Below are 14,528 nucleotides of genomic sequence, written 5' to 3' on the forward strand. Positions count from 1 at the left end.
GAGGCAGTGTTACACCTCATCGCGACTGCAACCTGAACGCCTCCCCACGAATCCCCGCCCGATCCACGGACGCGATGCGATTGCGCCCGTGTTCCTTCGCCTGATAAAGCTGCGCATCGGTCAGATTGATGAACGTCGTCGGATCGATGCTATCGGTCGGCACGACGGTGCCCACGCCGAAACTTGCCGTCACGCGCTGATTGTGCGGCGAGCGCAGATGCGCGATGTCTTCATCCGCGATCAATTCCCGGCAGCGCTCGGCAATACGCATGACCGCTTCGGCGTCGGTATCCGCGAGCACGAGCACGAACTCCTCACCGCCGAAACGGCCGAGAAAATGCCGTGGCCCGGCCGCCTCGGCGAGCACGCGGGCAACGCGCTTCAGGCATTCGTCGCCTTGCAGATGGCCGTAGTAATCGTTGAAGGACTTGAAGAAGTCGATATCCACCATCACGAGCGACAACGGTTTGCCCGACTCCTTCGCGGCCTGCCATTCGCGCTGCATCACGTTGTCGAACATGCGGCGATTGCCGACGCCCGTGAGGCCGTCGCTCAGCGACAGATGTTCCAGTTCCTTATGCAGGCGCGCAAGTTCTTCCTCGGTGCGCTTGCGTTCGCTGATGTCGAACATGAAGCCGATCAGCGAATCCACGCCGCCTGCGTCGTTGCGCACCACATGCACGACATCGCGCAGCCAGACATAGCCGCCATCCTTGGTCAACGCGCGATAGTCCGCTTCGTGATCCGTGCCCGCCTGCGACTGCGCCACGCAGAAGCTCACGACCGCCTCGCGATCGTCGGGATGCATGCGCGCGGCCCAGTCGTCGACGTCCTTCCACGACGATGGCGCCCAGCCCAGCAACGCCTCGATCTGCGGTCCGATATACGCGAACTGCATGGTGGCCCAATCGATCTTCCACGGAATCGCCTTGGTCGATTCGAGCAGCGTTCGATAGACCGCGTGATCGTCTTCGCCGAGCGCGCGTTCGGCTGGCGCGAGCGTGTCTTCGTGGCGCAGGAATTCAGCCTTGAGCGGGCTTTCAAATGGGTCTTGGCTCATCGTGTCGGTCGGAATGGTTCGTTGCGCGTGTTTACGGCCGTTAAGCGCACGTCTTTAACGCATTCGTTCCGCCCTGTCCCGAAGCCTTACCGCACCACGAAATGCATCACATCGATCCGCCCTTCACCAAAGCCCGCCTCGCAAAAAGCCAGATACAGCCGCCACGTGCGAATGAACGCATCGTCGAAACCAAGCGCACGCACTGCGTCGAGCCGCGCTTCGAAAGCGGCGCGCCAGTGATGCAGCGTGCGCGCATAGTCCGCGCCGAACGCAAGCGACGGCGCCGCGTTCATCCCCGCTTTCTGCGCCGCCTGCACGAAGCGCTCGGGGCTCGGCAACATGCCGCCAGGGAAAATCTGCTCGCGGATGAAATCGCTCGACGCGCGATACGCCAGAAAACGCGCATCCTCGATCGTGATCGACTGCACCAGCGCCTGCGCGTCCGGCGCGAGACAGCGGCGCAGCGTGCGGAAGTACGTGGGCCAGAAGCGCTCGCCGACCGCCTCGAACATTTCGATCGACACGATGGCGTCGTATTGCTCACGCAGATCGCGATAATCGCGTAGCTCGATATCGACGAGTTCGCTCAAACCCTCGCGTTCCATGCGTTCGCGCGCGAACGCATGCTGCGCCGCCGATATCGTCACGCCATGTACGCGAATGCCCTCGCGCGCCGCATGCCGCGCGAAACCGCCCCAGCCGCAGCCAATCTCGAGCACGCGCATGCCCGCGCGCAAGCCGAGCGTCTCGACGATGCGCCGGTACTTGCGTTCCTGCGCCGCTTCGAGCGAGAGGCTCGCGTCGCCGTCGAACCACGCGCTCGAATAGGTCCACGTGGGGTCGAGCCAGAGCGCGTAAAAGTCGTTGCCGATGTCGTAATGCGCGTGGATATTGCGACGGCTGCCGGCGCGCGTGTTGGGCCGCAGTCGATGCCTGACGTTATGCACGCACTGCGCGATCCAGCCACCGTTCACGGTGCGCTCGACGACCTTCTGATTGCGCATCGCGAGCCGCAATACCGCGGCGGGATCGGGCGTATCGAGCCAGTGATCGCGATACGCCTGCGCAAAGCCGATATCGCCTGAACGGAGAACGGCCCGGCACGCGCGCCAGTCGTGTAGGTGCAGCGTGGCCGCGGGCTGCTGCAGGGCATCGCCGAACACACAGCGGTCGCCGTCGGGCGTGACGAGCACGAGATGACCCACGCGTATGCGTTTGAGGAGGCCCATGAAAAGCCGCGCCGAAAGCGGCATGCCCGCCTGCGCGGAAATCGTCCGCAAAAGATTCATGTCTAGCCTTGTGTTTTGTTATTCGGTCCGTTCTTTCATCGCGTTCGGGTCCTCGGCCGATGGCGGATGTCTGCCGTGGAACGGCACGCGCTTGATCCAGAGCCGAAGCGCCTGCCAGTAAATGCGCGCGACGACGGCGACAGCCAGCAGCGGCTGGCTCAATAGCGTGCGCAAGGCAAGCGGGCCGGTTAGCGGCCGCGCCTTCAGGCCGATTGCCGTGCGAATCAATAGCCCGTCGCGGTCGCGATAGTCGATCGCGACCGACAGCCGGTCGCCATGCCGCCGCACGCGAAAGGCATAGTCGCCATCGACGTCGCAGAAAGGGGATACGTGCAGCGTCTTGCGGCAGGCGAGCTCGGTGTCATCGACGATAGGCGCGTGGTCGGGCGCACTCAAGAGATAGCCGCGATGCTCGCCGAAGGTGTTGCGCACGTCCGCGTACAGCGCGCGCAAGTTGCCCGCGCGGTCATGGCAGAACCAGAAGCTCACGGGATTGAAAGCATGGCCGAAGACGCGCGGAATGGAGAGCAGCCGGATTTCGCCATCGGCGGGAATCGCAGCATCGGCGAGGCGGGCGCGCATCCAGGTTTGCAGATCGCTGCCATCGCGCGGACCGAAGTCGCGCTGAAAAAACGCGAACGGCCGAACCTGGTCGATGCCGAACCACGCACGCTTCACTTCGCCAAGGCGCGCGAGGTCGCAAGAGACAAAACAAACCGGATACTCGAAGCGATGATGCACCGGCCGCAGGCGCTCGTGCATCACGCGGCCCGTGAGCAAACGTGCTGCCTCGCCGTGGCCGCGCGCGACCTTCACAAGCGCGCCCATTCCGGTTCCACGCCAAAGTCCCGCGCAATCCTCAACGCCGACTTCAGGCCGTCCTCGTGAAAGCCGTATCCCGTCCACGCGCCCGCGAACCAGGTGTTGTGCACGCCCTGAATCTCGGGCAGGCGCTGCTGTGCATCCACGGCGGCGAGATCGAGCAGCGGATGCTCGTATTCGTAGCGGCCGAGTTCGCTGCCGGGCGCGGGTTCATCGACAGGATTGAGCGTCACGATCACCGGTGTCTCGAACGGCAGCGGTTGAAGCTGATTGAGCAGATAGCTCACGCACACCGGTTCAGCCTCACCGTGGCCCGCCCACGCGCGCGCGCCGAGATAGTTCCACGCCGACCACACGCGGCGGCGGCGCGGCAGCAACGCGCGATCCGTATGCAGCACGGCGAGATTGCGCTGATAGCGCACGGCAGAAAGCAATGTGCGCTCGCTGGCCGAAGCGTCGTCGAGCAGATGCAGGCTCGTTGGCGCGTGGGTGGCGAGGACGAGAGCATCGAAACGCTCGGGTCTGGCGTCATCGGTCATGACGACGACGCCTTCGTCATCGCGACGGATACCGCGCACGGGCGTGCCGATGCGCACATCGTCGAGCGTTGCCGCGATGCGCCGCACATACTCGCGTCCGCCGCCCGTCACGGTGCGCCACCGCGGCCGATTGTTGACTTGCAAGAGCGCGTGATTGAGACAGAAGCGCAGAAAGGTCGCGGCGGGAAAACGCAGGATGTCGCTGGCGGCGCTCGACCAGATCGCGGCGGCCATCGGCAGAAGATAGTGACGCTGAAACGGTGCGCCATAACCGCCTTCGAGCAGCAACTCGCCGACGGAACACCGGTTGAGCGTTGCACGCTCCAAATGCTGCTGCGCCGATGCATTGAAGCGCAGAATGTCGCGCAACATGCCGATGAACGCGGGCGAAAACAGATTGCGCCGCTGCGCGAAGACCGTGTTCAGACTCGTGCCGGCCCATTCGAGCCGCCCGCCATCGAGCGACACGGAAAACGACATGTCGCTTTGATGCGTCGCCACGCCGAGTTCGGCGAGCATCGCGATCAGGTTCGGATACGTGCGCTCGTTGAAGACGAGAAAGCCGGTATCCACGGGATGCCGTTTGCCATCCAGTTCCACGTCCACGGTGTGGGTATGGCCGCCGAGATAATCCGCGGATTCGAACAACGTCACGCGATGCTTGCGCGCGAGCAGCCACGCGCTCGCCAGTCCGGCGATTCCCGCGCCGACCACGGCGATGCGCTGACCTTGTCCTGGTGCTCTTCGGTTCATGTCGAGAGGTCTCCTCGCGCCGAGTGGGCCATTGCGGGCAGCGGTCAAACGTGTCGTCGCAAATCAATACGATGCGGCGCGCCCGCCGGATGCAAATGGCATGCAAAGGTTTTCAGTCGCCCTGTCCGGGACTCTGAAAGCCTGGCTGTCCGATCTGCTCGGGGCTTTGCGGCACGCGCCGGAACTGCGTCGTGTCGTATCCCATTGCGTCCAGACGCGCGAGGAGCGAGCGATACGTCTCGTCGTTCATGGTCGGCTCGCGCGAGAAGATCCAGCCGAGCTTCTTGTTGGGATAGCCGAGAATGGTGTAGCGATAATCCGGATCGACATAAAGCGTCATCTGCGTCACGTGGATCGGCCAGAAGATGCGCACGCTCCATTCGCCGCCGCCGCTGCCGGGCTTCACCGAATCGAGAAACTGATGATGCGTTTCGGGCGCGTCGAAGCCCTTCTTGCGGCCGAAGAACTCGTCGACGATCTTGCCGTCGTCGCGCAAGGTCCACATGACATGACTCGCGACGAAATCGCGTTCGGCGAAGTAGGGGATATTCGCGATCACGAACCAGCGTCCCATATAGCGCGGCAGATCGACAGGCACGCTTTGCAAAGGCTGTTCGGCGCGCGGGTTCGGATTCGGCGGACCATTCGAGCAGCTTGCAACCAGCAGGATGATGCCCGCGCCAGCGAGCGCGGCAATGAGTGCGCGTTTCATGAGATGACCTTTGACTGAAGAGTGTTCGGCCGAGTGTTCAGCCGCTTCTCGAACAGGTAGTGCGCGACGCCCCACTCACTACCGGACGCATAACCGAACAGTTCGGACACTGCCATATAAAACATGCGCCAGCGTTGCAGCCAGAGTGCGGCGTCGTCGCCATAAGTGTTCTGAAGCATCGGCATGACGCGAGCGCGCGCCGCGTCGAGCGCGGCGAGCCAGAGATCGGCCGTGCGCGCGTAGTGCGAGCCGTTGACCCACCATTGGCGCGTCACGCACAAATCGTCCTGGAAGTTGAGCAGCAGCGCGGCGGACGGCATGGTTCCGCCGGTGAAGAAATAGCGCGACATCCAGTCCGAACTGTCGCGCGAGGAGAAGTGATAAGCGAGCGTGCGATGCGCGAAGATATGCACGAAGAGCTTGCCGTCGTCGGCGAGCCAGCGCGCAATCTTTTCGAGCAGCAGGCCGTAATTCTTCATGTGCTCGAACATTTCGACCGACAGGATGCGGTCGAACGCGACGGCGTCGCCATCGGCGGGGAAGTCGAAATCGACGATATTGCCGGTCGTGACCAGCAGGTTCGTGAGACCGCGCTGGGCCGCGCGAGCCTCGATGAACGCGCGCTGCCCATGCGAATTCGACAACGCGACGATGCGCGCATTCGGGTAACGCTCGGCAAGCCACAACGCGAGCGAGCCCCAGCCGCAGCCGAGATCGAGAATGCGCTGGCCATCGGCGAGTTGCGCGCGTTCGGCATAGCTTTCGAGCATCGCGATCTCGCTTTGTGCGAGCGTTTCCTGGCCGCTCGGAAAATAGCCACACGAATATTTGAGGCGCGGCCCGAGATGAGCTTCGAAGAACGCGCCCGGCAACTCGTAATGCTGTGTGTTGGCAGCTTGCGTTTCGATGGCAATGGGGCTCGTGCGCAAATCGGCCAGCAGCGTATCGAGCGCTTGCGTGCGGCGCTCGCCGTCGCCCGCGTGTTCGTCGCGCAGACGCTGGCGGATGAAAGCGCGCATGCCGGCGCGCACCAGCGTGTCGGGAAGCCAGCCGCGTTCGCAGAGGCGAATTATCCAGCTTTCGTCCAACGGGGGATTCGAATTGTCGAGCGGGCTGGCCTGTCGTGTCGATGCGTTCATCGGCAAAATCCTCGGGTTATGAATGCACGGGCGGCTTCGGCGGCCACGGCACCAGCACGCTGGTCGTGCGCATGTAGTCGCGATAACCGTCGCGCGTTTCGGCAAGCCGCGCTTCGAGCAGCGGAATGCCCGACACCTTGATAAGGAGCCACGCCATCAACAGCGGCGGCGCGATGGTGAGCCAGCTCCACGGCAGGCCGATCGACAGCACCGTGTAGGCAACCCAGTGCACGCACTCGAAGAAATAGTTGGGATGACGCGAGTAACGCCAGAGGCCGTCGCGGCACACCTTGCCGTGATGCGATGGGTCGGCGGCAAAGCGCTTCAACTGGCGGTCGGCCAGCGCTTCGCCTGCCACGGCGATGATCCACACCACGACCGCCGCCGCGATAGCCACCGGATGCGCGGGCTCGACCGAATATGCGGGCACGAAGAACGCGAGCGCGAGCAAGATGGAGATGAGCACCTGCAACTGGAAGAACCAGAACATGTTGCGCGCCGCTGCCGCGCCCCAGCGTTCACGAAACGCGTGATAACGCGGGTCTTCGGGTTTGCCGTGATTGCGCCGCCACAGATGCAAGGCAAGGCGCGCGCCCCAGACGCATCCGCTAGCCGCGACGCATAGACGATTGATGGACGCGCCAGTCCCGGCCACCGCGATAAACAGCGCGACGAGTGCGAGCGATGCCGCCCAGATCGGATCGATCATGCCGGCGTTTTTCGAGCGCAATTGCCAGAGCCATACGGCGCTGAAGATTAGCACGAGGCCGGCGAAGGCAATCAGGAAGGAGACGACAACGGGCATGCGAAGCTCCACGAACATGCGTTCGATAGAGCAATACGGATGCCGGTTTGGGATGGATGCAGTTAGAGCGCGTCTTGTCGACGGCGAACGAAAACTCGACGTCGGCGTGGGCGTTGGTTCGTCGGATCACCGGTGAAGCAGGCTTGTTAGGCGGCGCGACGACTACTTTCGATCGCGAAGCGCAAACGGTGCGCTGCAAAGAATGCAAGCGCACCGCCTATGTAACGTAGCGCGTTACGTGCCGCGAATCTCGCCCGTGCCGATCACGGGACCGGTCGGCGCACCGGTCGGCGATCCGCCCGGCGGTTCCACCGACACCGCCAGCACCGCCTTGTTGCTCAGCAGCGCCATGATCTCGGGCGGAAGGTTCATGGTCGCAGGCGTGTTCGACGGGAATACGCCTAGCGCGATCGGCTTCGCATCCGGCGGGATCAGCCAGAGCTCGGTCGCGCGATCCGCCGCGATGACCGATTGCACCGCCGGTACGACCACCATGCGCGAACGCGAGACATCGACGGTTGCGGTCCAGTGCGCGACGCCGTCCTTCTGCGCGATGGTCGCCACCATGTATTGCGGCGCCTGAGCGACGGTTGGCTGCGGCGGCGCTTGCGGCGCGCGCGTGAGATTCACCGCGACCAGCACCAGCGCGACGGCGCTCGCGCCGACGGCTAGCCAGCGCCACAGATCGAGGCTGTTCCACCAGCCGCTCTTCTTGGCCACCGAGCCTTCCGGCAGGAAGCCGAGATCGCGCTGGATTCGCGTCCAGATGCGTGCGGGCGGTGTCACCGGCGCGATGTCCTGCGCGAGCGGAGCGAGCCGCTCGTGCCAGTCATCCAGCGTGCGTTGCAGACCGGGATTGCGCGTCACGTCCGTTTCCAGCGCGCGGCGCTCCTGCAGGTCGAGCACGCCGAGCGCGTACTCGGCGCAGCGCAGATCGTCTTCGTTTTGGGCGGGCGTGTTCATTGTTCGAGGCACGTCCTGAGTTGCATGAGGCTTCGGCGAATCCAGCTCTTCATGGTGCCGAGCGGCACTGCCAGACGTTGCGCCAGCTCGTTATACGTCGCGCCCGTGAAGAACGCTTCGCGCACCGCGCGGCCTTGCTGCGGCTCCAGACGGTCGAGACATTGTTCGAGCCGCCGCCGCTCTTCGCTCGATTCGGCCGCGGCGGCGGGCGTCGGGGCATCGTCGGCGATTTCGGGGGTTTCGTCGTCGCCGAGCAATTCCTCGCGGCGCTGACGCATGCGGTCGATGGTGCGATTGCGCCCGAGCGTAATGAGCCAGGTGATGGCGCTGCCGCGTTCGGGATCGAAGGAATCGGCGCGACGCCAGGCGGCGGCGTAGACCTCTTGCAGGATGTCCTCGGCTTCGCCTCGGTCGTGCATCATCCGCAAGATCACGCCGAAAACGCGCGACGAGGTCACGCGGTATAACTCCGCGAACGCTTTCTGGTCTCCCTTCGCGACGCGCACGAGCATGTCGTTCAGGCGCTCGCGCCGCAACAGGCCGGCGTCGGTGTCGCTGCCGTCGTTTCGGTCGGAGTAATTGCCGGTGCTGCCGGAGGTAGTGTCCGTCATGGGCAGAATGGGTCGAGCCGCGCTCGGGGGTGAGGTCCTGCCGAAATATATCACCGTGCCGGCGCGCTGCAAGCAATCTGTCGCCAGGGCGCTATAAAGAAGCCTCGTCATGTCCGTGTCCTTCCGGCATCCCGTTCGTATTCTCAGGGAAGATACGGATCACAACGCGCACGGGATGCAAGCCGCGGCTATTCGAACGCCTCGGAAAAGCGCGCCATCGCCCAGTCGATAAACACGCGCAACCGCTGGCTCATATGCCGGTCGGGCGGATAGACGAGAAAGAACGGATAAGGCGCCGGCTGCCAGCCTTGCAGCAGCGGCACGAGTTCGCCGCGCGCGATCGCGGCATTGGCCGCATAGGCGAACGTCTGAATGACGCCGAGTCCCGCCAGCCCCGCCGCGAAGTGCGCCGTACTTTCGTTCACGCCCATGTAGCGGTTCTGCACGCCGTCCACGACGACCTTCGTCGCACCCTTTTCGAAGCGCATGGGCACGACGCGGCCCGATCGTGCCGACATGTAGTTCACCACGCGATGTGCTTTCTCCAGATCGGACGGATGCCGCGGCTTGCCGTATCGTTCGATGTAGCCGGGCGTGGCGCACGTGACGAAGCGCGCGCGTCCGAGCGGCCGGGCAACGAGCGATGGTTCGTCTGCCCGGCCGCCGCGAATCACACAGTCGACGTTGTCGCCGATCAGGTCGACCTGACGGTCGCTCACGCCGAGCCCGATGTTGATCTCCGGATATTGCGCGGTGAATTCGGGCAGCGCCGGAATGAGCACGCAACTCGCCGTGGACGAACCGATGTCGATCCGCAACCGTCCGCGTGGCCGCTTCTGCGCGGCGCTGAAGCTCGCGTCGATATCTTCGAGTTCGTGCAGAAGGCGCGTGGTGCGTTCATAGTACGCATTGCCTTCCGGTGTAACGGAGACTTGACGCGTCGTACGCTGCAGCAGCTTCATGCCGAGATGCTTTTCGAGCGAACCGACGAGCTTGCTCACGGTTGCAAGCGGCATGTCGAGCGAGCCGGCGGCGCGCGTGAACGATCCGGTTTCGACGACGCGCGCGAACACCCGGATGGCAAGAATCTGGTCCATTGATTATCTACGCAGGTGGATAAAGTAATCGCGTTCGACGACTTTATTCAACAATCCATTGTTTGTACAGTGACGTTCATGCGCTGGCGACGACGCCGGCTTAACTGATCGAATCGGAGAACATCATGACTCAAGAAACGCAAGGCAAGCTGGCAAACAAGATTGCACTGGTGACGGGCGGATCGAGCGGCATTGGTCTCGCGTCGGCGCAGGAACTGGCGGCGGAAGGTGCGACGGTGTTCATCACAGGCCGTCGTCAGGCGGAACTGGATGCGGCGGTCGCGGCCATTGGGGCGGGCGCGACGGGCATTCGCGCGGATGTATCGAAGCTCGACGATCTCGACCGCGTCTTCAGCGAGATTCGCGAGCGTGCGGGGCGGCTCGATATCGTCGTGGCGAATGCAGGCGGTGGCGACATGGTGCCGCTTTCGCAGATCGACGAGGAGCACTTCGACCGCATTTTCGGAACCAACGTGAAGGGGCTCGTGTTCACGGTGCAGAAGAGCTTGCCCTTGCTCGTGGATGGCGGCTCGGTCGTCCTGATGGCCTCGACCACTGGAATTCAAGGCACGGAAAATTTCAGCGTCTACAGCGCGAGCAAGGCGGCGGTGCGTAACTTCGCGCGCTCATGGATTCTGGATTTGAAGGATCGCGGCATTCGCGTGAACGTGGTGAGCCCGGGCCCGGTGCGCACGCCGGGGCTTGCGGGCATCGTGCCCGAAGGTCAGCAGGAAGGGTTGTATGCGCATCTGGCTTCGTCGGTGCCGCTCGCGCGACTGGGCGAGCCGCGTGAGATCGGACGCGCGGTGGTGTTTCTTGCATCCGCTGACGCAAGCTTCGTGAACGGGGCCGAGTTGTTCGTCGATGGAGGGATGGCGCAAATCTAAGCGTCGACGTTGTCGGCGAGGCACTACCTTCCCGCCGACAACATCGTTCCCCGACAGCCCGATGCCTGACATCGGCATGCATAAAGCCGCTTCATTGCCGCCGTGCGCCGTCCTTCCACCGTCAGGCGGTAATCGATGAAGAGCTCATCGCCCTTTCGAATGGGCTGGATGGCGAAGATGAAGACGCGCTCGCCGTCCTGCTCGGCTTCGCAGTTCGGCGCGCAACTGTGATTGAGCCAGCGTGCGGAGTTGCCGCCGCGTGCGCCGTCGATCACGCTGCCATCGTCGAGACCGAAGAAGAAGGTGTGACCGTCCTCGGCGGTCGAGCGTTCATGGCTGCGTTGCGCCTGCTTCCACGTCAGCCGCTGCCCCTTGTATTCGAGCAGCAGCGCGCCGGTGGGTAGATCGGCGAGGGCGAAAACGCCCCGGCCATGGACGGGAGAAGTTCGTACTGTGATTCGTCGCATGGTGTGGCGGCTCGCTTGGGTTTGCTTGAATTCGCTCGAAGACGGGAGATTTGTTTGAGCCTGTGCGCGGCGATGGTTATGATGATGCCGTCATAAATCGCTGTCACGCCCATGCACGCTGTTTTAACCCGCAGGCGCAAGAGACGCAAGCCACTCAGAGGCACGCTCGCGCGCTATCGTAACCGTATCGTCGAAGTGTTGGGAGAGGCTCGCGGCGAACGCGTCATGATTCGCTCCATTCACGACGATGGCGTCGAGCGGCGCACCGCCGTCAAGTGGATCAACCTGCTGCCGATGGATACCGAACTCTTCTGACTTGCACTACGTCCTCATTCTTCTCTCATTTTCGGCTCGCAGAATGGCTTCATCGACGAACCGGAAACAACAGGAGACGAACATGAAGACGATCAAAAACATCACGCTGGCACTGGCCTTGAGCGCCGCTTGCATGACGGCGGCAGAGGCACATCCGTTCATTGGCGTGGGTATCGTGGGCGGGCCCGTGTTTCCCGTGGCTTCCAATGCGCAGAGCGCGCCGCCGCTGCCGGTCTACCCGCACGCAATGTACTCCGGCCCCGCGCCGCTGCCGCTCGATGCACCGCCGCCCGTTTATGTGCAACCGGCCATCGGCAATATCGCGGCGATCATGGGACATGCGAACCCGGCGAACGGCATAACGGGATCGTAAGGACGCATATGCTCAGGCCGCGAGGCTGTGCTTGCGCAGCCATTCGAGCACGATCGCAGCGATGGCGTCGCTGTTGTCGTCGGCCATGAGCGCGTGAGAGTTGCCGGTAATGCCGCGCGCGGGCAGATCGATCCATTCGACATCCGTGCCCGCCGCGGCCAGCGCGTCATGCCAGCGCCGGACGTTCGGCACCGAATCGACCCAAAACGAATGCTGATCGAGATAGTCGCCCCAAAGGAAGAGATGCGGCACATCGCGCAGAAGAGCGGCGTCGTGATCGTCAGGGGACGGCGCGCCGGATGGCTCCAGCGAGATCACCGCCTTCACGCGTTCCGGCGCATTGAGCGCGGCCGTCAGCCCGAAGTTGCCCCCCTGACTATGCGTGAGGATGATGCTGGTGTCGAGGCTCGCGATGAGCGCGTCGTAAGCATGTTGCGTGCGGGCATTGTTGGTCGCCCAGCGCGGCACGAACTGATGCATGAAGGTTTCCATCCGCCCGACAGGAAAGCGCATGCCTTCGTGCGAGCGTCTTGCCGCTTCATCCGGATGCCACGAGCCCGCCAGGCCGAAGCGGAAGGTTTCTTCCCACGCCTCGCGCGCCGTGCGAAAGTAGGGCGCTTCGGCGAATACCTCGGGATACGGCGCCCACGACGCGCGTCCGCGTTCGACCGCATCGGAGACATACACATCCAGACCCGAGCGCAGGAAGAACATCTGCCAGCCGGGACGGCCGTCGGGCGTGGTCTCCCAGTTGACGCCGCTCATGCCGCCGCCATGCCAGAGCAAGAGCGGCCATCGTCCGGTGGGACGTTCGAGCCTGATGTATTGCACGTACATCTGTCCCGCGATGATCTCGCCATTCTGATCGACAGGATGCACCGCGCCCTGGTTCGTGCTGACGCGGTCGCGATGCGGCATGCCGCTTAGCGTAAGCATCTCGCCGCCGACGAAGAAGCTGCCGATGTCGCGTACCGAGATGCAGGTTTGCAACTGGCGCTGTGTGTCGGCTGCGTGGGGATGATCGGTCATGGATGGCGCCTTTTTCGGTGGGCACGCGGGATGGATCGTTCCTCATTCTAGATGCTTCCACGTCGCGCACCGGCGCAATTACAAACCGCTTCACGCGGTCCCCCGGCGCGTGGTGCACACTACGCGCAGACGAATGGCTTTCACTCGGGAACAACGGCTTATCGTGTGGCTCTAAGGGGTCGACAAACACGCGACAGTGCCTCAGGCGCCGATCGCCTCCACGACACACGCGTGCCTCGCGGCGGCTCTTTCTTCGATTGGAGTAGAGCCAAAGCGGCGCGCCAGCTTGCGGACCATGAATACCCAACTCAGCAACGAATGCAGGACCCGGCTTTTCCGGATCACACTCGAAACGCCCGTGGAAGGCGTGGCCTTCGTCATGGCGGACAGCCGCGAAGCGGCATGGCGAATCGGCAAGACGGTGATGGCGGTCTTGCGCGGCATCGGCGTGTACGATGTCGCGCTCAAACACGTTCACTCGTTTGCCGAACTCGTCGCAATGGGCAAAGGCGATGACGAAGACCTGCGAATCTTCGAAGTGGCTTACGACGATGAAAACGGCCCGGTCTGGGCCGGCTCGCCGTATTTCCTGACTAACGATTCATCGCTGCTCGGCAAGTGGGCCGAGCTTTGCGCGGATCTCGCGGCGGATGTGGCGCGTATGGCCATCCGGCGAGCGAAGTAGTCTTTGGGCCTGGAACGGACCAAACTCAGGCGGCTGCACGCCGGTTCTGAGCGTCCTCATGCGACTCGGGGTACGCGGAGTCGAGCGCGTTATCCAAAAGAGCAAGCTTGCGTTGCAGCGAGGCGACGCGATGGCACTGCGACGGGACGAGATCGTAGTCGGCATCGAGCTGGGCGATGCGTTTGTCCCAATATCCGGTCGGAAAGCGTCCCGGCGCCACGTCGGGCGGCCCGGCATAGCTTGCGAGAATCAATTCCAGATGCCTGAGTTCGCTTTCCGCGAGTTGCGCGGTTCGGCGCTGTCGAAACTCGGGGATGGCGGCATCGATGCCCTTCTTCATAGTCCTTTTCCTGCTCGAATCGTAAAGTAAACATCTGAGCAATTGACGTTCCGATGGTTCGCTTTACCTTCTTCGAAATTGTTTCCAATTGAAAACCAGCTTGCGGTGAGGCTTATCTGGTCTCGTTTCCGCACCTTTTGGCATCGAGCGGGTTTTCCCTGATTTTTCTCCGAACGACCGTTCGAGGCATGGAACGCATGCAAAGCACGGAAGAATCAACGGGACATTTCTTCATTGCCTTGGCGCTTTCTTCAAGCAAGCGGTGCTGGGTCTGCTGATTGCTTTGATGCTGTTCGAAGGCAGCGCGGCAACTCCTGCATAAGCGCAAGCCTCCATCGAGGTATCGACAATGAAAAAGACAGCGTCTTCCATCCTGTGCTGCGCCGTTGCGTTGACCGGACTCATCGGCTCCATCGCGGCGCACGCTGAAGAAAGCACCGTGCCGGGCAACACGCAATCGGGCACTGGCGCATCCGGCAAGTCGGCTGGCACGGCAGGCGGCGCGGGCGCCGCAGGCAAGGCGGGCACCGATCCCACGACGCTCGCGCGTACCGAAGAGGAACGCGTGAAACAGAAGAACGCCAAGAGCAGTGGCTCGGGCAAGGCCGATTCGAAAAGAAAAGACTGGAAAGACTAAGCCCT

At 63.1% G+C, this 14,528-nt stretch carries 17 protein-coding genes; 4 read left to right on the forward strand and 13 right to left on the reverse strand.

Annotation, left to right across the window (positions count from 1 at the left end; genetic code table 11):
* Positions 1-16: 16 nt before the first annotated feature.
* From NCR98_RS28815 to NCR98_RS28860, 10 genes are all read right to left on the reverse strand, one after another.
* Complete coding sequence (locus tag NCR98_RS28815; RefSeq protein WP_250528061.1) at positions 17-1,060, reverse strand: sensor domain-containing diguanylate cyclase; 1,044 nt, start codon at positions 1,058-1,060, stop codon at positions 17-19.
* Positions 1,061-1,146: 86 nt separating this feature from the next.
* Positions 1,147-2,349: an SAM-dependent methyltransferase gene (locus NCR98_RS28820; protein ID WP_250528062.1), complete on the reverse strand. Its 1,203-nt coding sequence runs from the start codon at positions 2,347-2,349 to the stop codon at positions 1,147-1,149.
* An 18-nt stretch (positions 2,350-2,367) separates the two neighbouring features.
* Positions 2,368-3,177 carry a DUF1365 domain-containing protein gene (locus NCR98_RS28825; RefSeq protein ID WP_250528063.1) on the reverse strand — a complete coding sequence of 270 codons (810 nt, stop codon included), beginning with the start codon at positions 3,175-3,177 and terminating at the stop codon, positions 2,368-2,370.
* A complete protein-coding gene (locus NCR98_RS28830) occupies positions 3,162-4,463 on the reverse strand; it encodes an NAD(P)/FAD-dependent oxidoreductase (RefSeq protein ID WP_250528064.1) in 1,302 nt (433 codons plus the stop codon). Before NCR98_RS28830 ends, NCR98_RS28825 begins: the two co-directional genes overlap by 16 nt.
* 112 nt (positions 4,464-4,575) lie before the next feature.
* Positions 4,576-5,175: a lipocalin family protein gene (locus NCR98_RS28835; RefSeq protein WP_244829834.1), complete on the reverse strand. Its 600-nt coding sequence runs from the start codon at positions 5,173-5,175 to the stop codon at positions 4,576-4,578.
* Positions 5,172-6,314 (reverse strand): SAM-dependent methyltransferase, encoded by a 1,143-nt coding sequence (locus NCR98_RS28840; protein ID WP_250528065.1) that lies wholly within the window; start codon positions 6,312-6,314, stop codon positions 5,172-5,174. The genes NCR98_RS28835 and NCR98_RS28840 overlap by 4 nt, the downstream gene beginning before the upstream one ends.
* A gap of 16 nt (positions 6,315-6,330) precedes the next feature.
* Complete coding sequence (locus NCR98_RS28845) at positions 6,331-7,119, reverse strand: DUF1295 domain-containing protein (protein ID WP_250528066.1); 789 nt, start codon at positions 7,117-7,119, stop codon at positions 6,331-6,333.
* Positions 7,120-7,353: 234 nt separating this feature from the next.
* On the reverse strand, positions 7,354-8,082 hold the full coding sequence (locus tag NCR98_RS28850; protein ID WP_244829831.1) for an anti-sigma factor: 729 nt from the start codon (positions 8,080-8,082) through the stop codon (positions 7,354-7,356).
* Positions 8,079-8,693, reverse strand: a complete 615-nt coding sequence (locus NCR98_RS28855) for a sigma-70 family RNA polymerase sigma factor (RefSeq protein ID WP_244829830.1) — start codon at positions 8,691-8,693, stop codon at positions 8,079-8,081. The genes NCR98_RS28850 and NCR98_RS28855 overlap by 4 nt, the downstream gene beginning before the upstream one ends.
* Before the next feature lie 188 nt (positions 8,694-8,881).
* A complete protein-coding gene (locus NCR98_RS28860) occupies positions 8,882-9,790 on the reverse strand; it encodes a LysR family transcriptional regulator (RefSeq protein ID WP_250528067.1) in 909 nt (302 codons plus the stop codon).
* A gap of 125 nt (positions 9,791-9,915) precedes the next feature.
* Here NCR98_RS28860 and NCR98_RS28865 point away from each other — a divergent pair, with 125 nt between their 5' ends.
* On the forward strand, positions 9,916-10,677 hold the full coding sequence (locus NCR98_RS28865; RefSeq protein WP_244829828.1) for an SDR family NAD(P)-dependent oxidoreductase: 762 nt from the start codon (positions 9,916-9,918) through the stop codon (positions 10,675-10,677).
* A 23-nt stretch (positions 10,678-10,700) separates the two neighbouring features.
* On the opposite strand, the gene NCR98_RS28870 is transcribed toward NCR98_RS28865, so the two are convergent.
* Entirely contained in the window at positions 10,701-11,144 is a 444-nt protein-coding gene (locus tag NCR98_RS28870; RefSeq protein ID WP_250469065.1) for an SET domain-containing protein, read from the reverse strand.
* A 397-nt stretch (positions 11,145-11,541) separates the two neighbouring features.
* Between NCR98_RS28870 and NCR98_RS28875 the strand changes: the two genes are divergently transcribed.
* Positions 11,542-11,832 (forward strand): hypothetical protein, encoded by a 291-nt coding sequence (locus tag NCR98_RS28875; protein WP_250528068.1) that lies wholly within the window; start codon positions 11,542-11,544, stop codon positions 11,830-11,832.
* Between the two features lie 12 nt (positions 11,833-11,844).
* On the opposite strand, the gene NCR98_RS28880 is transcribed toward NCR98_RS28875, so the two are convergent.
* Complete coding sequence (locus NCR98_RS28880; RefSeq protein WP_250528069.1) at positions 11,845-12,861, reverse strand: alpha/beta hydrolase; 1,017 nt, start codon at positions 12,859-12,861, stop codon at positions 11,845-11,847.
* Between the two features lie 295 nt (positions 12,862-13,156).
* On the opposite strand from NCR98_RS28880, the gene NCR98_RS28885 reads away from it, so the two are divergent.
* Entirely contained in the window at positions 13,157-13,546 is a 390-nt protein-coding gene (locus NCR98_RS28885) for a hypothetical protein (RefSeq protein WP_250528070.1), read from the forward strand.
* A gap of 25 nt (positions 13,547-13,571) precedes the next feature.
* Here NCR98_RS28885 and NCR98_RS28890 read toward each other — a convergent pair whose 3' ends face one another.
* Entirely contained in the window at positions 13,572-13,886 is a 315-nt protein-coding gene (locus tag NCR98_RS28890; protein ID WP_244829823.1) for a hypothetical protein, read from the reverse strand.
* Between the two features lie 349 nt (positions 13,887-14,235).
* Here NCR98_RS28890 and NCR98_RS28895 point away from each other — a divergent pair, with 349 nt between their 5' ends.
* Entirely contained in the window at positions 14,236-14,523 is a 288-nt protein-coding gene (locus NCR98_RS28895; RefSeq protein ID WP_244829822.1) for a hypothetical protein, read from the forward strand.
* Positions 14,524-14,528 lie beyond the last annotated feature (5 nt).

It is taken from the genome of Caballeronia sp. GAWG2-1 (genome assembly GCF_023631405.1).
GTDB lineage: Bacteria > Pseudomonadota > Gammaproteobacteria > Burkholderiales > Burkholderiaceae > Caballeronia.

Coding starts and splice junctions, on each gene's coding strand:
- NCR98_RS28815 (WP_250528061.1), bottom strand. CDS start 1,060: ATGAGCCAAGACCCATTTGAAAGCCCGCTCAAGGCTGAATTCCTGCGC.
- NCR98_RS28820 (WP_250528062.1), bottom strand. CDS start 2,349: ATGAATCTTTTGCGGACGATTTCCGCGCAGGCGGGCATGCCGCTTTCG.
- NCR98_RS28825 (WP_250528063.1), bottom strand. CDS start 3,177: ATGGGCGCGCTTGTGAAGGTCGCGCGCGGCCACGGCGAGGCAGCACGT.
- NCR98_RS28830 (WP_250528064.1), bottom strand. CDS start 4,463: ATGAACCGAAGAGCACCAGGACAAGGTCAGCGCATCGCCGTGGTCGGC.
- NCR98_RS28835 (WP_244829834.1), bottom strand. CDS start 5,175: ATGAAACGCGCACTCATTGCCGCGCTCGCTGGCGCGGGCATCATCCTG.
- NCR98_RS28840 (WP_250528065.1), bottom strand. CDS start 6,314: ATGAACGCATCGACACGACAGGCCAGCCCGCTCGACAATTCGAATCCC.
- NCR98_RS28845 (WP_250528066.1), bottom strand. CDS start 7,119: ATGCCCGTTGTCGTCTCCTTCCTGATTGCCTTCGCCGGCCTCGTGCTA.
- NCR98_RS28850 (WP_244829831.1), bottom strand. CDS start 8,082: ATGAACACGCCCGCCCAAAACGAAGACGATCTGCGCTGCGCCGAGTAC.
- NCR98_RS28855 (WP_244829830.1), bottom strand. CDS start 8,693: ATGACGGACACTACCTCCGGCAGCACCGGCAATTACTCCGACCGAAAC.
- NCR98_RS28860 (WP_250528067.1), bottom strand. CDS start 9,790: ATGGACCAGATTCTTGCCATCCGGGTGTTCGCGCGCGTCGTCGAAACC.
- NCR98_RS28865 (WP_244829828.1), top strand. CDS start 9,916: ATGACTCAAGAAACGCAAGGCAAGCTGGCAAACAAGATTGCACTGGTG.
- NCR98_RS28870 (WP_250469065.1), bottom strand. CDS start 11,144: ATGCGACGAATCACAGTACGAACTTCTCCCGTCCATGGCCGGGGCGTT.
- NCR98_RS28875 (WP_250528068.1), top strand. CDS start 11,542: ATGAAGACGATCAAAAACATCACGCTGGCACTGGCCTTGAGCGCCGCT.
- NCR98_RS28880 (WP_250528069.1), bottom strand. CDS start 12,861: ATGACCGATCATCCCCACGCAGCCGACACACAGCGCCAGTTGCAAACC.
- NCR98_RS28885 (WP_250528070.1), top strand. CDS start 13,157: ATGAATACCCAACTCAGCAACGAATGCAGGACCCGGCTTTTCCGGATC.
- NCR98_RS28890 (WP_244829823.1), bottom strand. CDS start 13,886: ATGAAGAAGGGCATCGATGCCGCCATCCCCGAGTTTCGACAGCGCCGA.
- NCR98_RS28895 (WP_244829822.1), top strand. CDS start 14,236: ATGAAAAAGACAGCGTCTTCCATCCTGTGCTGCGCCGTTGCGTTGACC.